At 71.6% G+C, this 15,656-nt stretch carries 15 protein-coding genes; 9 read left to right on the top strand and 6 right to left on the bottom strand.

Going from position 1 to position 15,656, the window contains the following annotated elements; translation table 11 throughout:
- Positions 1–20: 20 nt before the first annotated feature.
- Positions 21–665, top strand: coding sequence for a TetR/AcrR family transcriptional regulator (locus AB0368_RS11390; RefSeq protein ID WP_366153700.1), 645 nt, complete (start codon positions 21–23; stop codon positions 663–665).
- Here the strand turns inward: AB0368_RS11390 and AB0368_RS11385 are convergent.
- The 4 genes from AB0368_RS11385 to AB0368_RS11370 form a co-directional block, all read right to left on the bottom strand.
- Entirely contained in the window at positions 646–2,166 is a 1,521-nt protein-coding gene (locus AB0368_RS11385) for a hypothetical protein (RefSeq protein WP_366153699.1), read from the bottom strand. The genes AB0368_RS11390 and AB0368_RS11385 overlap by 20 nt on opposite strands.
- A 75-nt stretch (positions 2,167–2,241) precedes the next feature.
- The gene (locus AB0368_RS11380) at positions 2,242–2,505 is read right to left on the bottom strand and encodes a cupin (RefSeq protein WP_366153797.1); all 264 of its coding nucleotides are present in this window, start codon (positions 2,503–2,505) and stop codon (positions 2,242–2,244) included.
- Positions 2,506–2,540: 35 nt separating this feature from the next.
- On the bottom strand, positions 2,541–3,482 hold the full coding sequence (locus AB0368_RS11375) for an LLM class F420-dependent oxidoreductase (RefSeq protein WP_366153698.1): 942 nt from the start codon (positions 3,480–3,482) through the stop codon (positions 2,541–2,543).
- An 8-nt stretch (positions 3,483–3,490) separates the two neighbouring features.
- Entirely contained in the window at positions 3,491–4,240 is a 750-nt protein-coding gene (locus AB0368_RS11370; RefSeq protein ID WP_366153697.1) for an ABC transporter ATP-binding protein, read from the bottom strand.
- Positions 4,241–4,460: 220 nt separating this feature from the next.
- Between AB0368_RS11370 and AB0368_RS11365 the strand changes: the two genes are divergently transcribed.
- Together AB0368_RS11365 and AB0368_RS11360 are read left to right on the top strand one after the other, a co-directional pair.
- Positions 4,461–5,507, top strand: coding sequence for an ABC transporter substrate-binding protein (locus tag AB0368_RS11365; RefSeq protein WP_366153696.1), 1,047 nt, complete (start codon positions 4,461–4,463; stop codon positions 5,505–5,507).
- Positions 5,508–5,644: 137 nt separating this feature from the next.
- Positions 5,645–6,391, top strand: coding sequence for an ABC transporter permease (locus AB0368_RS11360; protein ID WP_366153795.1), 747 nt, complete (start codon positions 5,645–5,647; stop codon positions 6,389–6,391).
- 40 nt (positions 6,392–6,431) lie between these two features.
- Here the strand turns inward: AB0368_RS11360 and AB0368_RS11355 are convergent, their stop codons facing one another.
- Positions 6,432–7,541, bottom strand: coding sequence for an ABC transporter substrate-binding protein (locus AB0368_RS11355; RefSeq protein ID WP_366153794.1), 1,110 nt, complete (start codon positions 7,539–7,541; stop codon positions 6,432–6,434).
- A gap of 591 nt (positions 7,542–8,132) precedes the next feature.
- Between AB0368_RS11355 and AB0368_RS11350 the strand changes: the two genes are divergently transcribed.
- From AB0368_RS11350 to AB0368_RS11335, 4 genes are read left to right on the top strand one after another with little or no spacing between them, the layout of a single operon-like run.
- Complete coding sequence (locus tag AB0368_RS11350) at positions 8,133–11,285, top strand: nitrate- and nitrite sensing domain-containing protein (RefSeq protein WP_366153793.1); 3,153 nt, start codon at positions 8,133–8,135, stop codon at positions 11,283–11,285.
- 2 nt (positions 11,286–11,287) lie between these two features.
- Positions 11,288–11,701 carry a roadblock/LC7 domain-containing protein gene (locus AB0368_RS11345; RefSeq protein WP_366153695.1) on the top strand — a complete coding sequence of 138 codons (414 nt, stop codon included), beginning with the start codon at positions 11,288–11,290 and terminating at the stop codon, positions 11,699–11,701.
- Positions 11,702–11,748: 47 nt separating this feature from the next.
- A complete protein-coding gene (locus tag AB0368_RS11340) occupies positions 11,749–12,114 on the top strand; it encodes a DUF742 domain-containing protein (protein ID WP_366153694.1) in 366 nt (121 codons plus the stop codon).
- Positions 12,095–12,715: an ATP/GTP-binding protein gene (locus tag AB0368_RS11335; protein WP_366153693.1), complete on the top strand. Its 621-nt coding sequence runs from the start codon at positions 12,095–12,097 to the stop codon at positions 12,713–12,715. The genes AB0368_RS11340 and AB0368_RS11335 overlap by 20 nt, the downstream gene beginning before the upstream one ends.
- 8 nt (positions 12,716–12,723) lie before the next feature.
- On the opposite strand, the gene AB0368_RS11330 is transcribed toward AB0368_RS11335, so the two are convergent.
- Positions 12,724–13,836: a uroporphyrinogen-III synthase gene (locus AB0368_RS11330; protein ID WP_366153692.1), complete on the bottom strand. Its 1,113-nt coding sequence runs from the start codon at positions 13,834–13,836 to the stop codon at positions 12,724–12,726.
- Between the two features lie 736 nt (positions 13,837–14,572).
- On the opposite strand from AB0368_RS11330, the gene rplM reads away from it, so the two are divergent.
- Together rplM and rpsI are read left to right on the top strand one after the other, a co-directional pair.
- Complete coding sequence (gene rplM / locus AB0368_RS11325) at positions 14,573–15,016, top strand: 50S ribosomal protein L13 (RefSeq protein WP_366153691.1); 444 nt, start codon at positions 14,573–14,575, stop codon at positions 15,014–15,016.
- 20 nt (positions 15,017–15,036) lie between these two features.
- Entirely contained in the window at positions 15,037–15,555 is a 519-nt protein-coding gene (gene rpsI, locus AB0368_RS11320) for a 30S ribosomal protein S9 (RefSeq protein ID WP_366153690.1), read from the top strand.
- The last annotated feature ends 101 nt before the right edge of the window (positions 15,556–15,656 follow it).

The following is a 15,656-nucleotide window of genomic DNA, read 5'->3' as shown; positions in this document are numbered from 1 at the left end:
TCCGGTATAAGATATGAGCCATGGCCGGCCTGCGCGAACAGAAGAAACGTGACCTGCGGTCCCGGCTCTCGACGCTGGCCACCGCGATGTTCCTCGAACGCGGCTTCGACGCGGTCAGCGTGGCCGAGGTCGCCGCGGCGGCCGGCGTCTCCAAGATGACCGTGTTCAACTACTTCCCCCGCAAGGAGGACCTGTTCTTCGACCGCGTCCCCGACCTGGTCGAGGCGCTGACCGGGGCCGTCCGCGAGCGCGCGCCGGGCGTCTCGCCGGTCGGTGCGGTCGGCGCGCTGCTGCTGCACTTCATCGACACCCGCAACGCGTTCTCCGGACTGAGCGAAGGCGTCGCCCAGTACTGGGCGGTGGCGACGGCCTCGCCGGCGTTGCGGGCGCGCCTGCACGAGCAGGGCGAGGAGACCGAGGCGCTGCTGACCCGCCTGCTGGCCGAAGCAGACGGCACCGATCCGGAATCACCGGACGCCCGGCTGCTCGGGGCCTTGGTCACCGCGGCCGCCCGGGTTTGCGTGGCCACCGCGGTCCGCCGCCAGATCGCCGGGGAAGCTCCCGGGTCGTTCGCGGCCGCCCACCGCGCCTTCGTGGCAGAAACGTTCGCCCACCTCGACGGGGCCTTCCCGCCGCAGAGCGGTGCTACTTCCCGAGTTCGCTGACCCAGTCGACGTAGTCCTCGTCCTTGCGCCGGCGGAGCCCGAACTTGTTGCGGCCGCGCCCGCCTCCGCCCGACGACTCCTTCGGAGCCGCGGCCTGCGGGGGCACGTCGGCCGGGCGCGGTGCGGGAGTGAGAGGCCGCGGCGGCGTCACCGGCTCCGGTTGCGGCAGCGGCGCGCTGATCGCCGTCGGCTCCGGGGTCAGCGGGCCCTTCGCGCGGCCGCGGGCGACCGGGCGCAGGCTCCGGCCGAGCCGTCCGGCCACGGACCGCGGCTGTTCCGCGGTCGGTGCCTGGAGGACCTCCGGCGGCAGCGGGCGGGTCGCGGGCTCCGGGACGTACGGCTTCGGCTCCGGCCCGGTCTTGCGGCCGAAAGCATCGAACGGCCCCCCAGGGGCCGGGGGAGTGGAGGCCGGGGCCGACTCCGGCTCAGCGTCGGGACGGCGGGTGGGGAACTCCCCGGTGCGCCCGGTGAACGCGTCGGCCGCACTCGAGCGCCGGCCGCCGGGTGAGTCGAAGACCGCCGTGTCCGACGGGCGGAGCGGGGGATCGGGGGTGGCCGCCGCGGCGGCGATGGCCGAGTCCGGTTGCTCGGAGCGCTTCGGCAGCGGCGGCCGGTTCTCGGTGGGGGCGTCCTCGTCGTCGTCCGGGCCGGGCGCGCGGCGCAGGACCGCGGCCAGCACCGAGCCGAGGACGCCCGCGCCCGTGGCCGTCATCGCGGCCCAGTAGGGCACCACCTGGTAGCGGTCCGCGCCCGCGCCGGGGCCCGCGATCAGGTAGGAGATGGTCAGCAGTGCCGGACCCGGCAGGCCGGCCAGCGCGATGGTCAACGTCGGCAGGTCGCGGCGCCGGGCCGCCCAGCCGAGGGCCGCCCCGGCCAGCAGCGCCAGCGCGGGCATCGTGGCCAGGGCCGTCCGCTGCGTCACCGCGGGCGACAGGAAGCCCGCGTCGAAGACTCCCAGCCGTACGGCGGGAAGCGGGTCGCCGGGCGCCAGGGACGGCGACACCGAGACGAGGGCCACGACCCAGATCACGCTGCCCATGGCCACCAGGCTCCACCGGGCCACCGCCTGGGCGAGGGCGGCCCAGGCGGCGAACACGCCCACCAACGCACCCAGCCCCGCGCAGATCGCGATGACGAGGACGGGGTTCACCCCGGCGACCTGCGCGGTCCGGGCGGGCTGCATGGTCAGCGGTACGACCACGGCCGCTCCGATCGCCGCCGCGAACGCCAGGGCCAGTTCCGTGCCGACGCCGCCGCGGAACGCCGGGGTCCACCGGCGCAGAAAGACGCTGCCGGCCAGGGCGCCCACCACCGCGGCGATCATGGGGAACCAGGCGATCCAGGCGAGCTGCGCGGTCCACTGATCACGCGTGGTCACGTCGAGGACCCGGGTGAGGCGCACGATGCCCAGCCCGTAGGCCAGCCCGAGCTGGCTCGCGCCCGCGAGGACACCCACGCCGAGGGTGGCGGACAACAGCTTCGCCCAGGTCCGAAATGCCATGGCGGGCACGTTACGGAATGGTCCGGGCCGCCCGCCAGTCAGGAAGCCGCTTCTTAAGGCTGCCCAAAATCGCGCTTAGGCGACCTTCAGCTCGATGATCCGGCCGATATACACAGTGTCACCGTTGTTGGTCAGCATGTGAGTCTGGCCCGGCTCGCGGAACACGATGCCGCCGGTCTCCTCCTCGACCTCGATCCGCTCGCCGGCCGCCGTGTGGATGACGTTCTTGGCGCCCTGAACGGCGACCACCACATACGGGAGCCCGTGGTGGTGCAGCGGCTGCGTCTCGCCCGGCCGCAGGGAGATGTGCCAGATCCGCACCCTGTCGTTCTCGAGCATGACTTCCTGGCCGACGGCACCCGGCACCTGCTCGATCACAGCGCTCCCACATGCGGCAGGACCCGGTCGGCGATCAGCTCGACGTGGTCGAGATCCGACATGTCGATCACCCGCAGGTGCACCCGGGTGGCACCGATCTCCGCCAGCTCGCCCAGCCGCTGGACCAGCGCGTCCGGCGAGCCGACCACCGGGTCCTCCGGCGGCAGGGCGCTCGGCACGTGCAAGGGAGCGGCGCGGCGGTGCGCCTCCTGGTCCGTACGCCCAAGCGCCACCACCACACCCGCCGACAGGGTCAGGGGCCGGTCCGCCGGACGTCCGTACGTGTCGCAGGCCCCGAGCACCCGCTTGAAAGCCGCCGCCGTCTCCGCCACCGTCTTGAACGGCATGTTGAACTCGTCCGCGAAGCGGGCGGCGAGCTCCGGCGTGCGCCGCGGCCCCCGGCCTCCGACGATCACCGGCGGCCCGGGCCGCTGCACCGGCTTGGGCAGGGCGGGCGCGTCGAGCAGCCGGTAGTGCTTGCCGTCGAACGAATAGGTCTCGCCGTCCGGCGTCGCCCACAGCCCGGTGATGATCGCGAGTTGCTCGGCCAGCAGGTCGAAGCGCTCGGCGAGCGGCGGGAAGGGTATGCCGTACGAGGTGTGCTCCCGTTCGAGCCAGCCCGTGCCCATGCCGAGCTCGACCCGCCCGCCGCTCATCGCGTCCACCTGAGACACCATGATCGCAAGTGGACCGGGCAGCCGGAACGTCGCCGAGCTGACCAGCGTGCCGATCCGGATCCGGGAGGTCTCACGGGCCAGCGCCGCGAGCGTGAGCCAGGCGTCGGTCGGGCCGGGCAGCCCCGGATCCGCGCCCATCGACTGGTAATGGTCGGCCCGGAAGAAGCCCTCGAAGCCCGCCACCTCGGCGTGCCGGGCAAGCCTGAGCTGGTCCTCGTAGGTGGCGCCGCGGTGCGGCTCGACGAACAGGCAGACGCGCATCGATTGTCCTAAGCCATCAGCAGTTCGTGCAGCTCGGCGCTGCACCGGGCCACTTCCTCGAGGTGGGCGCCGCGGCCCAGGGTGCGGGGCCGCGGGATCTTGATGTCGAGGATCTCCCGGATCCGGCCCGGCCGGGGGCTGAGCACCACGACGCGGTCGGCCAGCAGGACCGCCTCGTCGATCGAGTGGGTGACGAAGACGATGGTCGTGTTGAGATCCATGTGGACGCGCTGCAACTCGCCCGAGAGCTCCTCGCGGGTGAGGGCGTCGAGCGCGGAGAACGGCTCGTCCATGAGCATCACCCGCGGGTTCCCGATCAGCGAGCGGCAGAGCGCGACGCGCTGCTGCATGCCGCCGGAGAGCTCGTGCGGGAATCGCTTCTCGAATCCCGCGAGGCCGGTCATGGTCAGCAACTCGTGCGCCCGCTGACGGTGGGCGGCCTTCCTCCAGCCGAAGATCTGCACCGGCAGCAGCACGTTGTCGAGGACCGAGCGCCACGGAAGCAGGGCCGGCTTCTGGAACATCATCGCGATGTCGCGGCGGGGCTTCATCACCCGGTCGCCTGACACCCGTACCTCTCCCGAGGTAGCCGGCAGCAGGCCCGCGACGAGGCGCAGCAACGTGGACTTGCCGCAGCCCGAGCGGCCGACCACCGCGACGAACTCTCCCTCGGCCACGTCGAGATGGATCTCGCTCAAGGCGTCCACCGTGCCGGAACGCCCGGTGAACGTCCGGGAGACCCCGGTGAGACGGATCATCTGCCTGCACTTCCGATGGAGTGTGATGAATGCGCTGACACTGTAGCGCCCTGCCGGGCCACCCCGGAGCGGTTGTCCACAAGGGGCTTCGAGACCCACCTGTCATCGATGATCGTTAGGACTTCCCATACGCTGAGTCGGCGAGTTCATCACACCACCACACGGCGTCACGGCTCCCTCCGCCGTCCGCCGACACCCCCCTCGGTTGGGAAGGAACACGGTGCACAGAAGGACATTCACCCGCACGCTCGTGGCCGCCGCGCTGGCCACGACCCTCGCCGCCGCAGCAGCCGGTTGCAGCGACGACGCGGACGACAAGGGCGCGGCCGGCGGCACGCAGACGCTGGACAAGGTCACCTACCTGACGTCGTTCGGCAACTTCGGCCGCGACGGGTACGCGTACGTGGCCAAGGAGAAGGGCTACTTCCGCGAGGCCGGCTTCGACGTCGACATCAAGCCGGGCGCCGGCAGCGGTGAGAACGTCAAGTCCATCGTCGGCGGCCAGGCGCAGTTCACCCCGATCGACCTCACCGGCGGCCTGCTCGCCGCGGGTGGTGCGGGGGGCGCGCCCAAGGTCACCGGCTTCACCGCGGTGGCGGCGATCCAGCAGCGCACGATGGCGGCGATCATGTCGCTCGACGGCTACGGGATCAACTCGCCCAAGGACCTCGAGGGCAAGACGCTCGCGGACACCCCCGGGTCCGTCGTGCGCAACCTGTTCCCCACGTACGCGAAGCTGGCCAACGTGGACGCCACCAAGGTCAAGTTCGTCAACGGTACGCCGCAGACGCTTTTCGGCACCCTGGCACAGCACAAGGCCGACGGCATCGGGCAGTTCGTGGTCGGCAAGCCCACCATCGAGGCCATCGCCAAGAAGCCCGCGGTCCTGCTGCCGTACAGCGACTACCTCCAGGATCTGTACGGCAACGTGCTGATCACGTCCAGCCAGTACGCCAAGGAGCACCCGGACAAGGTCAAGAAGTTCACCCAGGCGCTGCTCAAGGGCCTGCAGGACTCGATCACCAACCCGGACGAGGCCGGCACGATCCTCAAGAAGTACGTGCCCACCGCCGAGCCCAAGTCCGCCGCCGCCGAGCTGACGCTGATGGCCCCGTTCGTGCGGTCGGAGGCCTCCGGTGTGTCGGTGGGCGCCCTGGACAGCCAGCGGGTCGCGCGCAGCATCGCGATCCTGCAGGGCTCCGGGCAGATCCCCGCGGGGCTCACGCCCGAGCAGGTCATCACCTTCGACCTGACACCGAACGCCTGATCCGGTCCGTGTCGCGGGGCGCCCGCCCGGTGCCCCGCGACCGGCGGAGGGGATGAGAAATGACCGACCTGGCGACCGCTCCTGCCCCCGCTGCGCCGTCCGCTTCCGGGCCGGCGCCCCGCCGTACGCTGTCCGCCATGATCTGGCCGGTCGCCGGCCTGGCCGTGGCGATCGCGATCTGGTGGCTGGCGACCGCCGTCTTCACGATCAACACGGTGGTGCTGCCCGCGCCGCCGGAGGTCGTCGACGGCTTCCAGCGCTACCGCGACCTGCTGCTCACCGAAACCTGGCACACGACGGTGTCTACGATCCTGGGCTTCGCCCTGTCGCTGGCCGTCGGCGTGCTCATCGGGGTGGCGATCGCCGCCTGGCGGCCGTTCGAGCGGATGTTCTCGCCGCTGCTGGTCGCGTTCAACGCGGTGCCCAAGGTGGCGCTCGCGCCACTGATGCTGATCTGGTTCGGGTACGGCCGTACCCCGATCCTCGCCATGGCCTTCATGGTCTGCTTCTTCCCGATCGTGCTCTCCACCGCGACCGGGCTGACCAGCACCCCGGCGGACCTGGCGGAGCTGGTGCGGTCCATGGACGCGTCGCGGGCGCAGACGTTCCGGCGGGTACGGCTGCCCGCCGCGCTGCCGCAGATCTTCGTCGGCCTCAAGGTCGCGATGCCGCTCGCGGTGATCGGCGTGGTCGTCGGCGAGATGCAGTACGGCAGCACCGGCCTGGGCATGATCATCGTGCAGACCAGCGGTCAGGGTGACACTCCGACGGCGTTCGCGGCCATCGCGCTGCTCGCGCTGGTCAGCATCGTCCTGTATTACCTGCTCGTGCTGGTCGAGCGGCTGGCCCTGCCGTGGGTGCGCGCGACGACGTCGGCACGCTGAAAAGGGGCGCCGGCCGGCGCCCCTTTCTCCACGGGGTGGATCAGCCCAGCAGCCGCCATCGGCCGCTGCGGGCCACCAGCAGGGTCAGCGCCTGCGGCATGAGCCCGGAGTGGTTGTCCGGCGTCAGGCGGATCGGACCCGACAGGCCGTCGGTCTGCGAGGTCTCGAGAATGTCCCGGATCCGCCGCCGGTCGCCGCCCGCCTGCGTCACCGCGTCCGCGATCAAGCTCACCGCGTCGGCACCGAACGAGGCGACACCCGAGTAGGTGCCGTAGCGCGAGGTGTAGTCACGGAACCACTGCTTCCGGGCGGCCTTGGCCGGCGTCGTCGCGATCACGTCGTCGATCGCGAGGATCTGGGTGAAGACCATGGTCGTGTTGTTCGTGGCCGCAGCGGCCTCCTGGGGAAGGAACAGGTCGCCCGCCGCGGCGGCGTCGAAGTAGATCCGGCCCTTGTACTGGGCGACCTTGGCGCTGGTGGCCGCGAGCGTCGCCTGGTCCGGCCCGGTCCACACGACCAGGGCGTCCGGCGCGCTGTCGGTCAGGGTGCCGACGGTCTGGGTGACGTCGGTCGCGGTCGGCTTGACCGGCAGCTGGTTGGTGACGTCGATGCCGGCAGCGGTCAGCTGCTTCGCCATGCGGGCGCGGCCGCCCTTGCCGTACAGGTCGTCGGAGTAGAGCAGCGCCACCGACTTGGTCTGGGTGCGGACCAGCTCGGACACGAGGGCGGCCGCGCTGTCGCTCGAGTTCGGACCGAGCTTGAACAGGTAGCGGCGACTCTCGACCGGTGTGCTGACCTCCTCGGCCGCCGCCAGCGCGATCGTCGGTACCCGCTTGTCGTTGATCGTCTTGGCTGCGCCGACCACGCATTCGTTGCAGCCGCCGGTGACGATGGCGGCGACCTGAGGGTCGTCGGCGAGCGTGCTGATGTTGCGCAGCGACGACGTGGTGTCGGACCGGTTGTCCTGGATGCGCAGGACGAGATTCTTGTCGCCGAGCGCGCCGGATGCGTTCACCTGTTCGACGCGGAGCTGCAGCGCGCGGGCGTACGCGGCGTCGATCGCCGAGCCGGAGGCGAGATCGGCGCCGATGACGATGTCGGTCTTGTCGCCGGATCCGTGGTCCGACTCGCAGCCCGCGAGCGCGGTCATGACGAGCGTCGATGCGGCGACGGACGCCGTCAGGCGACGGGTGAGCCTCACTGGGGTGCCTCCTCGAGGGCGGAGACGGGACGTACCGTGTCCCGCAGAACGCAACGTTGTCCGGAGTAGAGCGCACGAACACGGACAGCCCGTCCGTCCAAACGCGCCAAACCTTGCCAACGTGAGGGTTGCTGGTCAAGCCGCGTCAGGCAGGGCCAGCGGGACGTGTTTCCCACATAGTGGTTGGAATCTTGATGGACGAGCGTCACTGCGTCGCCACAAAGCGTTGCTACGGTTACATTCGTGCACGTCAACGCCTACGCACTGTTTACTGTCGACCCTCCAGCGTGATCGTCGTGCCCGCGTGAACAGTGTTTCCGGGAGGTTCCGCCCTTCCCAAACGGTTGCCGACTCTGATGAAATCGCGGCCGTGCCGCGTGTGGACCGAGGCCTGCCGCCGGTATCGGCCGGGCCCGGGCGTCAGCGATCAGGCGGTCGAAGAGATGCGGGGATGATCAGCGAGGAGATGTCGTGAGCACCGGATCTTCGGCCCAGGCTTCGACCTATCCCGCGCGCTCCGCCGCCGGCAGCGATGACGGCGTGCGGGACGGCGGCGCCGGGACCCGGGAGCGGCGCGGACGGTTGCCGCGGCTGCGCGACGCCCGGATCCGCTCCAAGCTGGCCCTGATCCTTTTCGTACCGCTGCTGGCCGTCCTGGCGCTGGCGACCGTACGCCTCGTCGACGTCGGTGGCCGCGCCCTCGACGCGGGCCAGGTGGAGGATCTGACCCGCCTCTCGGCCGACGTCTCCGAAGTGACCCAGTGGTTGCACAAGGAGCGCATGGCCGCGGCCGAGTACCTCGCGACGCCGGGTGCGAAGCCGGACGGTTACAACGCTGTCATCGCCGAGAGTGACCGGCGGATGCAGAAGTACACCACCGACCGCCGTGCGCTGGACGAGCCGCCGACGGCCGTACAGGACCGGCTCACCCGGATCGACGACCACCTCCGCACCATGGATGCGACCCGGAAGAAGATCACGGATCGCGACCAGATCGCCGTCTCGGAGGCCGTGCTGCGCTACGGCGTGGTCATCACCGACCTGGTCGGCTACGGCGAGGTCCTCAGCCAGTACGCAGGCGAGGGCACGGTCGCCGACAGCCTCCGCGCCGTCTCGGCGTTCGCCCGCGCCAAGGCGGGAACGGGCGAGCAGGAAGCGGTCGCGTACGCGGCCCGCGTGGCCGGTGACGTCAGCGACGAGCAGCTTTCCGTGTTCACCGCCACGCAGACCGGCCAGCAGGAGGCCCTGGAGAGCTTCGCCCTGGTCGCCACCCCCGATCAGCGGGCGCTGGTCGACCGTACGGTCACCGGCGACGCGGTCAACCTGGCCGACCAGACCGCGGCCCGGCTCACCCGCGGCGACGCCCTGCCCCCGGCCGAGATCACGCAGTCGATGGGGTCCGTCGTGGACCTCATGCGCTGGGCCGAGCAGCGGCTCGAGGCGCAGGCGCTGCGCCAGGCCGCCGACGAGAGCGCCTCGGTGACCCGGCAGGCGGCCATCGAGGCCGCGCTGGTGCTGCTCACGCTGATCCTCGCCGTCGCCCTGGCCGTCGTGCTCGCCCGCTCGCTCAACTCGTCGCTGCGCCGGCTGCGCGAGGGCGCCCTCGCGGTGGCCAACCGCGACCTGCCCGAAGCGGTCGCCCGGCTGCGCGACGTCCGCAACCTCGGCGAGGGCGGCGCCGACGACATCGTCCGCCAGGTGCGCGACCCGATCCGGCTCAGCAACCGCGACGAGGTCGGCCAGGTGGCCCAGGCCTTCAACGTGGTCCACCGGGAGGCGGTCCGCGTCGCTGCCGAGCAGGCCGCCCTGCGTACCAGCGTCTCGGCGATGTTCCTCAACCTCGCCCGCCGCTCGCAGAGCCTGGTCGACCGCATGATCGGCGAGCTCGACCAGATCGAGCGCGGCGAGGAGGACCCGAAGCGGCTCGCCCAGCTCTTCGAGCTGGACCACCTCGCGACCCGGATGCGCCGCAACGACGAGAACCTGCTGGTGCTCGCCGGTGCCGACTCCAGCGCCCCGCGCCGCGAGGACGCGCTGGTGGTCGACGCGCTGCGCGCCGCGCAGTCCGAGGTCGAGCTCTACAACCGCATCGAGTTCGGCACGGTCGACACGGACGTCTCCATCGCCGCCGTAGCCGTCAACGACGTGGTCCGGCTGGTCGCCGAGCTGCTCGACAACGCCACCCGGTTCTCGCCGCCCAACACGGTGGTGGTCGCCGACGGGCGGCGGATCCGCGACTACGTCGTGATCCAGGTCGAGGACCGCGGGCTCGGGATGTCCGAGGAACAGATGGACAGCCTGAACCGCCGCCTCGCCGAGACGCCCGACGTCGACGTGGCCGCCTTCCGGCTCATGGGTCTGGCCGTGGTCAGCCGCCTCGCCGCCCGGTACGGCATCCGCGTCGAGCTGCGCCCCAACATGGAGGGCGGCACCGTCGCCCAGGTGATCCTCCCGAACAGCATCGTCGTGCTGCCGAACAACCGGCCGCTGGACCCGCCGTCGCGAGGCAACCGCCAGCTCGACCCGGCCTGGAACGACCCGATGCCGCTGGGACGTGGCAGCGCGGCGACGGCGACCCTGCCGGCGATCGCCCCGGAGCCGTGGCAGCCGCGGCCGGAGGACGGCTACCCCCGGTCGATCCCGGGCCTGCCCGCGGTCTCCGCGCCGCCGTCGCCGCAGCCGCAGGAGCCGGCCCATCCGCGGCTGCCGCTGCAGCCCTCGCAGCGCCCCGACGCCGGGGACGGCTTCCCGACGCCGAACCGGCCCGCACTGCCCAAGCGTGGGATCGAGGAGCGGCCGCCCCTGCCGACCCGGGTGACCCAGCCCGTGGGTCCGGAACCCGCGTACGACTCGGGGAGTCCCGGCTCGCCGACGATGGCGTACCCGATCATGCAGCCGGCCTCCCCGCTGCAGCCGGCCTCCCCGCTGCAGCCGGCCTCCCCGCTGCAGCCGGCCTCCCCGCTGCAGCCGGCCGACGACGGGCTTGCGTCCCAGCAACCGGGGAATGCCGGCGCGAACGGCTGGGGCGCCGCGCTCGCTGCGATGCCGCCCCCTCCGCCGCCGCCCACGCGGACCCGGCCGGAGGATCGTCCGGAGGCCGCCCCGATCTTCCTGCAGATGCAGCAGAGCTGGTTCAAGGGCCACGACGGGAAGTCGCCCGAGGAGTGGAGCATGCCGACCGCGGGCTACGCGCCGCCGCCGAGCCAGCCTGTGCTCTCGGCCGCCGTCGCGACTCCGCCGGCCCCGCTCGCCCCCAGCACGCCCGCGGCCGCTCCGCCTTCGCCCGCTCCGGCGTTCCCGGCTCCGGTTTCATCCGTCCCTGCGCCCCCGGCTCCGGCGCGGCAGAACGGGTCGCTGCCGGCCGAGGCCGATCCGGACGGCAACCAGTCCGTGCCCCGGCCCCGCAGGTCGGCCGAGGACGCCTGGCGTACCGCGGCCGACGACGGATGGCAGCGGGCGATGGCGGCGGCCGAACCCACCGTCAACGACACGACCCGCTCCGGGTTGCCGAAACGGGTGCCCCAGGCCCAGCTGGTGCCCGGTGGTGTACAGACCATCCCCCGCAATCAGACACGGCGCAGCCCGGACGAGGTACGCGGTCTCCTCTCCGCGTACCACCGAGGGGTGCAACGAGGGCGTACGGCCGGCAGCGAAGAAGCTGCCGAAGGCGCCCCTGCTCCGAAGGAGAACTGACAGTGACCAGGCCCCCCACCATGCAGGACATGGGCTGGCTGCTCAGCAACTTCGCCGACAGCGTGGCCGGCATCGCGCACGTCGTCGCGGTCTCCGCCGACGGCCTGCTGCTGGCCTCGTCGCGGGACCTGCCGGCCGACCGTGCCGACCAGCTCGCGGCCATCACCTCGGGCGTGGTCAGCCTGACCGACGGCGCGTCGCGCATGTTCAACGCCGGCCAGGTGCAGCAGACGATCATCGAGATGGACAGCGGCTATCTGTTCCTGATGTCCATCAGCGACGGTTCGTCGATGGCCGTCCTCGCCGCCCGCAGCTGCGACGTCGGCCAGGTCGGCTACGAGATGGCACTGCTCGTGGAACGGGTCGGTGCCGCGCTGGTGCCGGCGCCGCGCGAGACCGTCGCCGGTCAGGTCTAGTACGACCCGAGCGCGTCCGACCACAACCGGAAGGAGGTGACCGTTCGATGGGACAACCGCCGCACGACCCCCGCGGCAATCTTGTCCGGCCGTACGCGGTCACCCGGGGCCGGACGGAGCCGCGCCGGGACATCCCCATCGAGGCGGTGCTGGTAGCCAGCCAGGCCGCCGTTCAGGAAGCCCGGTTCGCCGGGCACGACAAGTACCGCATAGCCGTGCTGTGTGAGCCCAGGGCGCAGTCGCTGGCGGAGATCGCGGCCTACAACCGCATCCCGCTGGGAGTCGCCCGGGTTCTCGTCGCCGACATGGTCGCCGACGGGATGTTGTCGCTGCACAGTGCCGCTCCCAAGAAAGGGTTCACGGAGCGGATGGATCTGCTGGAAAGGGTGTTGAGTGGACTTCGCAAGCTCTGAGCGGGCGGGGGCGCAACCCAAGGAGATCACCTCCGCGAAGATCGTCATCGCTGGTGGCTTCGGCGTGGGCAAGACGACGATGGTCGGCGCGGTCTCCGAGATCGAGCCGCTGACCACCGAGGCCGTCATGACCTCGGCGGGGCAGGGCATCGACGACGCCTCCAAGGTGCCCGGCAAGGAGACGACCACGGTCGCGATGGACTTCGGTCGCATCACCATGGCCGACGACCTGATCCTGTACCTGTTCGGCACACCGGGCCAGACGCGTTTCTGGTTCATGTGGGACGAGCTGATCAGGGGTGCCGTGGGCGCGGCCGTGCTGGTCGACACGCGTCGCATCTCCGACGCCTTCGCGCCGCTCGACTATTTCGAGAACCGTCATCTGCCGTACCTCGTGGCGCTGAACTGCTTCGACGGCGCACCCCGGTACGAGCCGGACGAGGTGCGCGAGGCCCTGGCCATCTCGCCGAACGTGCCGCTGATCATGTGCGACGCGCGGCAGCGTGACTCGGTGAAACGGGTGCTGGTGGGCGTCGTGGAGCACGCGATGCGCACGCTGGTGGCCGAGCAGGAGCGAGGCTTCCCGACCCCGGTCGGCTGACGAGGTGGTCAGGCGGGCAGCCGGTAGCCCCGTTTGACCACCGTCTGGATCACCCGGGGAGTGCCCAGGCCGGCGCGCAGTCGCGCGACGGCCATCTCCACCGCGTGCTCGTCGGCCCCCCGGGGCAGCGTGCGCAGCAGGGCCGCCCGGGACAGCACCCGCCCCGGCGTCGCCGCCAGCGCGCGCAGCACCGCCATCGGTGCCGGCGCCAGCGGCTTGAGCTCGCCGTCCACGATCGCGGCATGGCCGCGCAGGGTCAGCGAGTGCCCCGCCACCTCGATGCTCAGCGCCCGCTTCGGCAGCTCGTCCACGATCGTACGGACGAGCGCGCTCAGCCGGGCCCGGGCGGGCGCGACCACCGGGACCTCGTGCCTGCGCAGCGGCGCCGCCGTGACCGGCCCCACGCAGGCCGCCAGGACGTCCCTGCGCAGCGCCTCCAGCACCTGCTCGGTGCCCGAGCCGGCCGCCCGCAGCAGCGCGCCGACAGCGGGCGCGGCGGTGAAGGTGACCGCGTCCACAAGCCGCCCGGTGATCAGGTCGACCAGGCGGTGCAGCGGGGCCGGATCGATCGGCGGCGCCCAGCGGTACACCGGCACCTCGATCACCCGGGCGCCGGCGGCCTCCAGGGCTTCCGTGTACTCCGGGTGGCTGTCACCGTTCAGCTGCATCGCCACCGTGACGCCGGAGAGCCCCCGGCCCGCCAGGTGCCCGACGACTTCCTCGTAGCTCTCGCTCTCCGGCGACCAACGGTCCCGGAGCCCGGCGGAGCGGATCGCGGCCCGGGCCTTGGGACCGCGCGCCACCAGGTACGCCCGGGACAGTACGGCGTAGAGCGGCTCGGCCAGGCCCCACCCGTCCGCGGCCTCCAGCCAGCCCCGCATGCCGATCCCGGTGTGCACCAGGACGATGTCGGGCGGCGTCGCCAGGCAGGCCCGGGTGGCCACCCGAAGCTCGGCGTCGTCGGCGATCGGGACGATCCGCAGCGCCGGGGCGAGCACCACCCGGGCGCCCCTGTGCTCCAGGAGGGCGGCCAGCTCGTCGCGACGGCGGTCCGAGGTGACGCCGACGGTGTAACCGGACAACAACGCCGTGGGCCCGGTCAGCGCCGACGCCGGGATCACGGTTCGGCGTGTACCCCCGGTCCGGTCGGTCGTCATCCGGCGGCCCGACCCCGCTCCGTGCCGCTCACGGGGGTTCCGAGAAGCCGCGGCGTGGCCGGCCGGTCCACCGAAGGGCACGCTCGGAGACCACCGTCCTCGGCGTTGACCCGCTCCCGCGTCACGCCTGCGCTCTCCGCCGTACCTCCGGCCGGCGCACACCGCGGCTTCCTGCCGGAACGGTGACCCGCTCCGGCCGGCACCGCCAGGTCCGTCCTCAACCCTGGCGGCAGTTCGAGCGTGGTGCGCCCGGGTACGCCGCCGGACCGCGTCGTCGGGGTGACCGCACCACTCGCCATGACGGAAGCGTGCCGCTGCGTAATTTCGGCCCGGCGTCCCCCGTGTTTCGAGCCTGCTAAGAGCCGCCGGGGTGTGCACGGTGGGTGGAATCACGTAACCCGCCGTCGGCGTGCCGGGGGTCACCGCCTATCCTGGGACCGATAAGTTGTGCGGTCCGTCGGCTGACGGGCCACTGAGCTTGCTTGAACAGGGCGTTCCTTTCGACCTGGCCCGTTTTGACCGCGCGCCGCGTAGGCGGGTATTGTTGCCTGCTGTTGTGCGACGGCTGCGAGCGTCCCTATTCGGGTACGCTCGATGTTCGTGTTCGACGCACTGTGTTCTTGAGGCACTGTCTTAAGGCACTGTGCTGATCACGAACGAGGCGCGCGACCCCAGACCGACGACGAGACAAGGTAATTCTGTGCGTACGTACAGCCCGAAGCCGGGTGAGATCGAGCGTCAGTGGCACATTATCGACGCTTCTGACGTCGTTCTGGGCCGCCTGGCCACCCACGCCGCCACCCTTCTGCGCGGAAAGCACAAGCCGACGTTCGCCCCGCACGTCGACACCGGCGATTTCGTGGTGATCATCAACGCGGGCAAGGTGGCGCTGACCGGCAACAAGCGGCAGACCAAGGTCGCCTACCGGCACTCCGGCTACCCGGGTGGTCTGAAGCAGGTCGGCTACGAGGAGCTGCTGAGCAAGCGCCCCGAGCACGCGATCGAGCTGGCCGTCAAGGGCATGCTCCCGCACAACAAGCTCGCCCGCCAGATCATCAAGAAGCTGAAGGTGTACCCGGGCGCCGAGCACCCGCACGCCGCGCAGCAGCCGGTGCCGTTCGAAATCAAGCAGATCGCGCAGTGAGCGCGGGCGAAGGAAACAGCATGTCCGACATCGTCGAGCCCGAGGTCGTCGAGACCGTCGAGGCACCCGCTGAGACCCCGGCGGAGGCGCCCGCGGAGACCGTGGTGGTCGTCGAGGCCGCGCCGGTCACCGTCCGCGCCCCGCGCCCGGGTGACCGTCCGATCCAGACCGTCGGCCGCCGCAAGGAGGCCATCGTCCGGGTCCGCCTCATCCCCGGCTCTGGCAAGATCACCTGCAACGGCCGCGAGCTCGAGAACTACTTCCCGAGCAAGGTGCACCAGCAGCTCATCCGCGAGCCGCTGACCACCGCCGAGAAGGCCGAGCAGTTCGACGTGATCGCGAACCTCCGCGGCGGCGGCATCACCGGCCAGGCCGGCGCGCTGCGCCTCGGCATCGCCCGCGCGCTCATCACGAACGAGCCCGACGACCGCCCGGCGCTCAAGAAGGCCGGCTTCCTCACCCGTGACGCCCGGGTCAAGGAGAGCAAGAAGTACGGCCTCAAGAAGGCCCGCAAGGCTCCGCAGTACTCGAAGCGCTGAGCGCAGCGCTCGCCTTGCACCACGTCTGACCGGTACGGCCGGGTGCGCCCCTTCCACGGGGCGTGCCCGGCCGTTTCGCGTTTCCCTCCCCGCCACATACC

Origin of the sequence: Actinoplanes sp. NPDC051475 (assembly GCF_040689425.1) — a bacterium.
In the GTDB taxonomy this organism is placed as follows: Bacteria; Actinomycetota; Actinomycetes; order Mycobacteriales; family Micromonosporaceae; genus Actinoplanes.
Note: the sequence above shows the minus strand (reverse complement) of the source record. Positions and strands in the feature narration are given on the sequence as shown.

Excerpts from the sequence above, each read along its gene's own strand:
- AB0368_RS11370 (WP_366153697.1), bottom strand. The coding sequence starts at position 4,240 with ATGATCCGTCTCACCGGGGTCTCCCGGACGTTCACCGGGCGTTCCGGC.
- AB0368_RS11380 (WP_366153797.1), bottom strand. The coding sequence starts at position 2,505 with ATGCTCGAGAACGACAGGGTGCGGATCTGGCACATCTCCCTGCGGCCG.
- AB0368_RS11385 (WP_366153699.1), bottom strand. The coding sequence starts at position 2,166 with ATGGCATTTCGGACCTGGGCGAAGCTGTTGTCCGCCACCCTCGGCGTG.
- AB0368_RS11355 (WP_366153794.1), bottom strand. The coding sequence starts at position 7,541 with ATGACCGCGCTCGCGGGCTGCGAGTCGGACCACGGATCCGGCGACAAG.
- AB0368_RS11390 (WP_366153700.1), top strand. The coding sequence starts at position 21 with ATGGCCGGCCTGCGCGAACAGAAGAAACGTGACCTGCGGTCCCGGCTC.
- AB0368_RS11340 (WP_366153694.1), top strand. The coding sequence starts at position 11,749 with ATGGGACAACCGCCGCACGACCCCCGCGGCAATCTTGTCCGGCCGTAC.
- AB0368_RS11375 (WP_366153698.1), bottom strand. The coding sequence starts at position 3,482 with ATGCGCGTCTGCCTGTTCGTCGAGCCGCACCGCGGCGCCACCTACGAG.
- rpsI (WP_366153690.1), top strand. The coding sequence starts at position 15,037 with ATGTCCGACATCGTCGAGCCCGAGGTCGTCGAGACCGTCGAGGCACCC.
- AB0368_RS11360 (WP_366153795.1), top strand. The coding sequence starts at position 5,645 with ATGATCTGGCCGGTCGCCGGCCTGGCCGTGGCGATCGCGATCTGGTGG.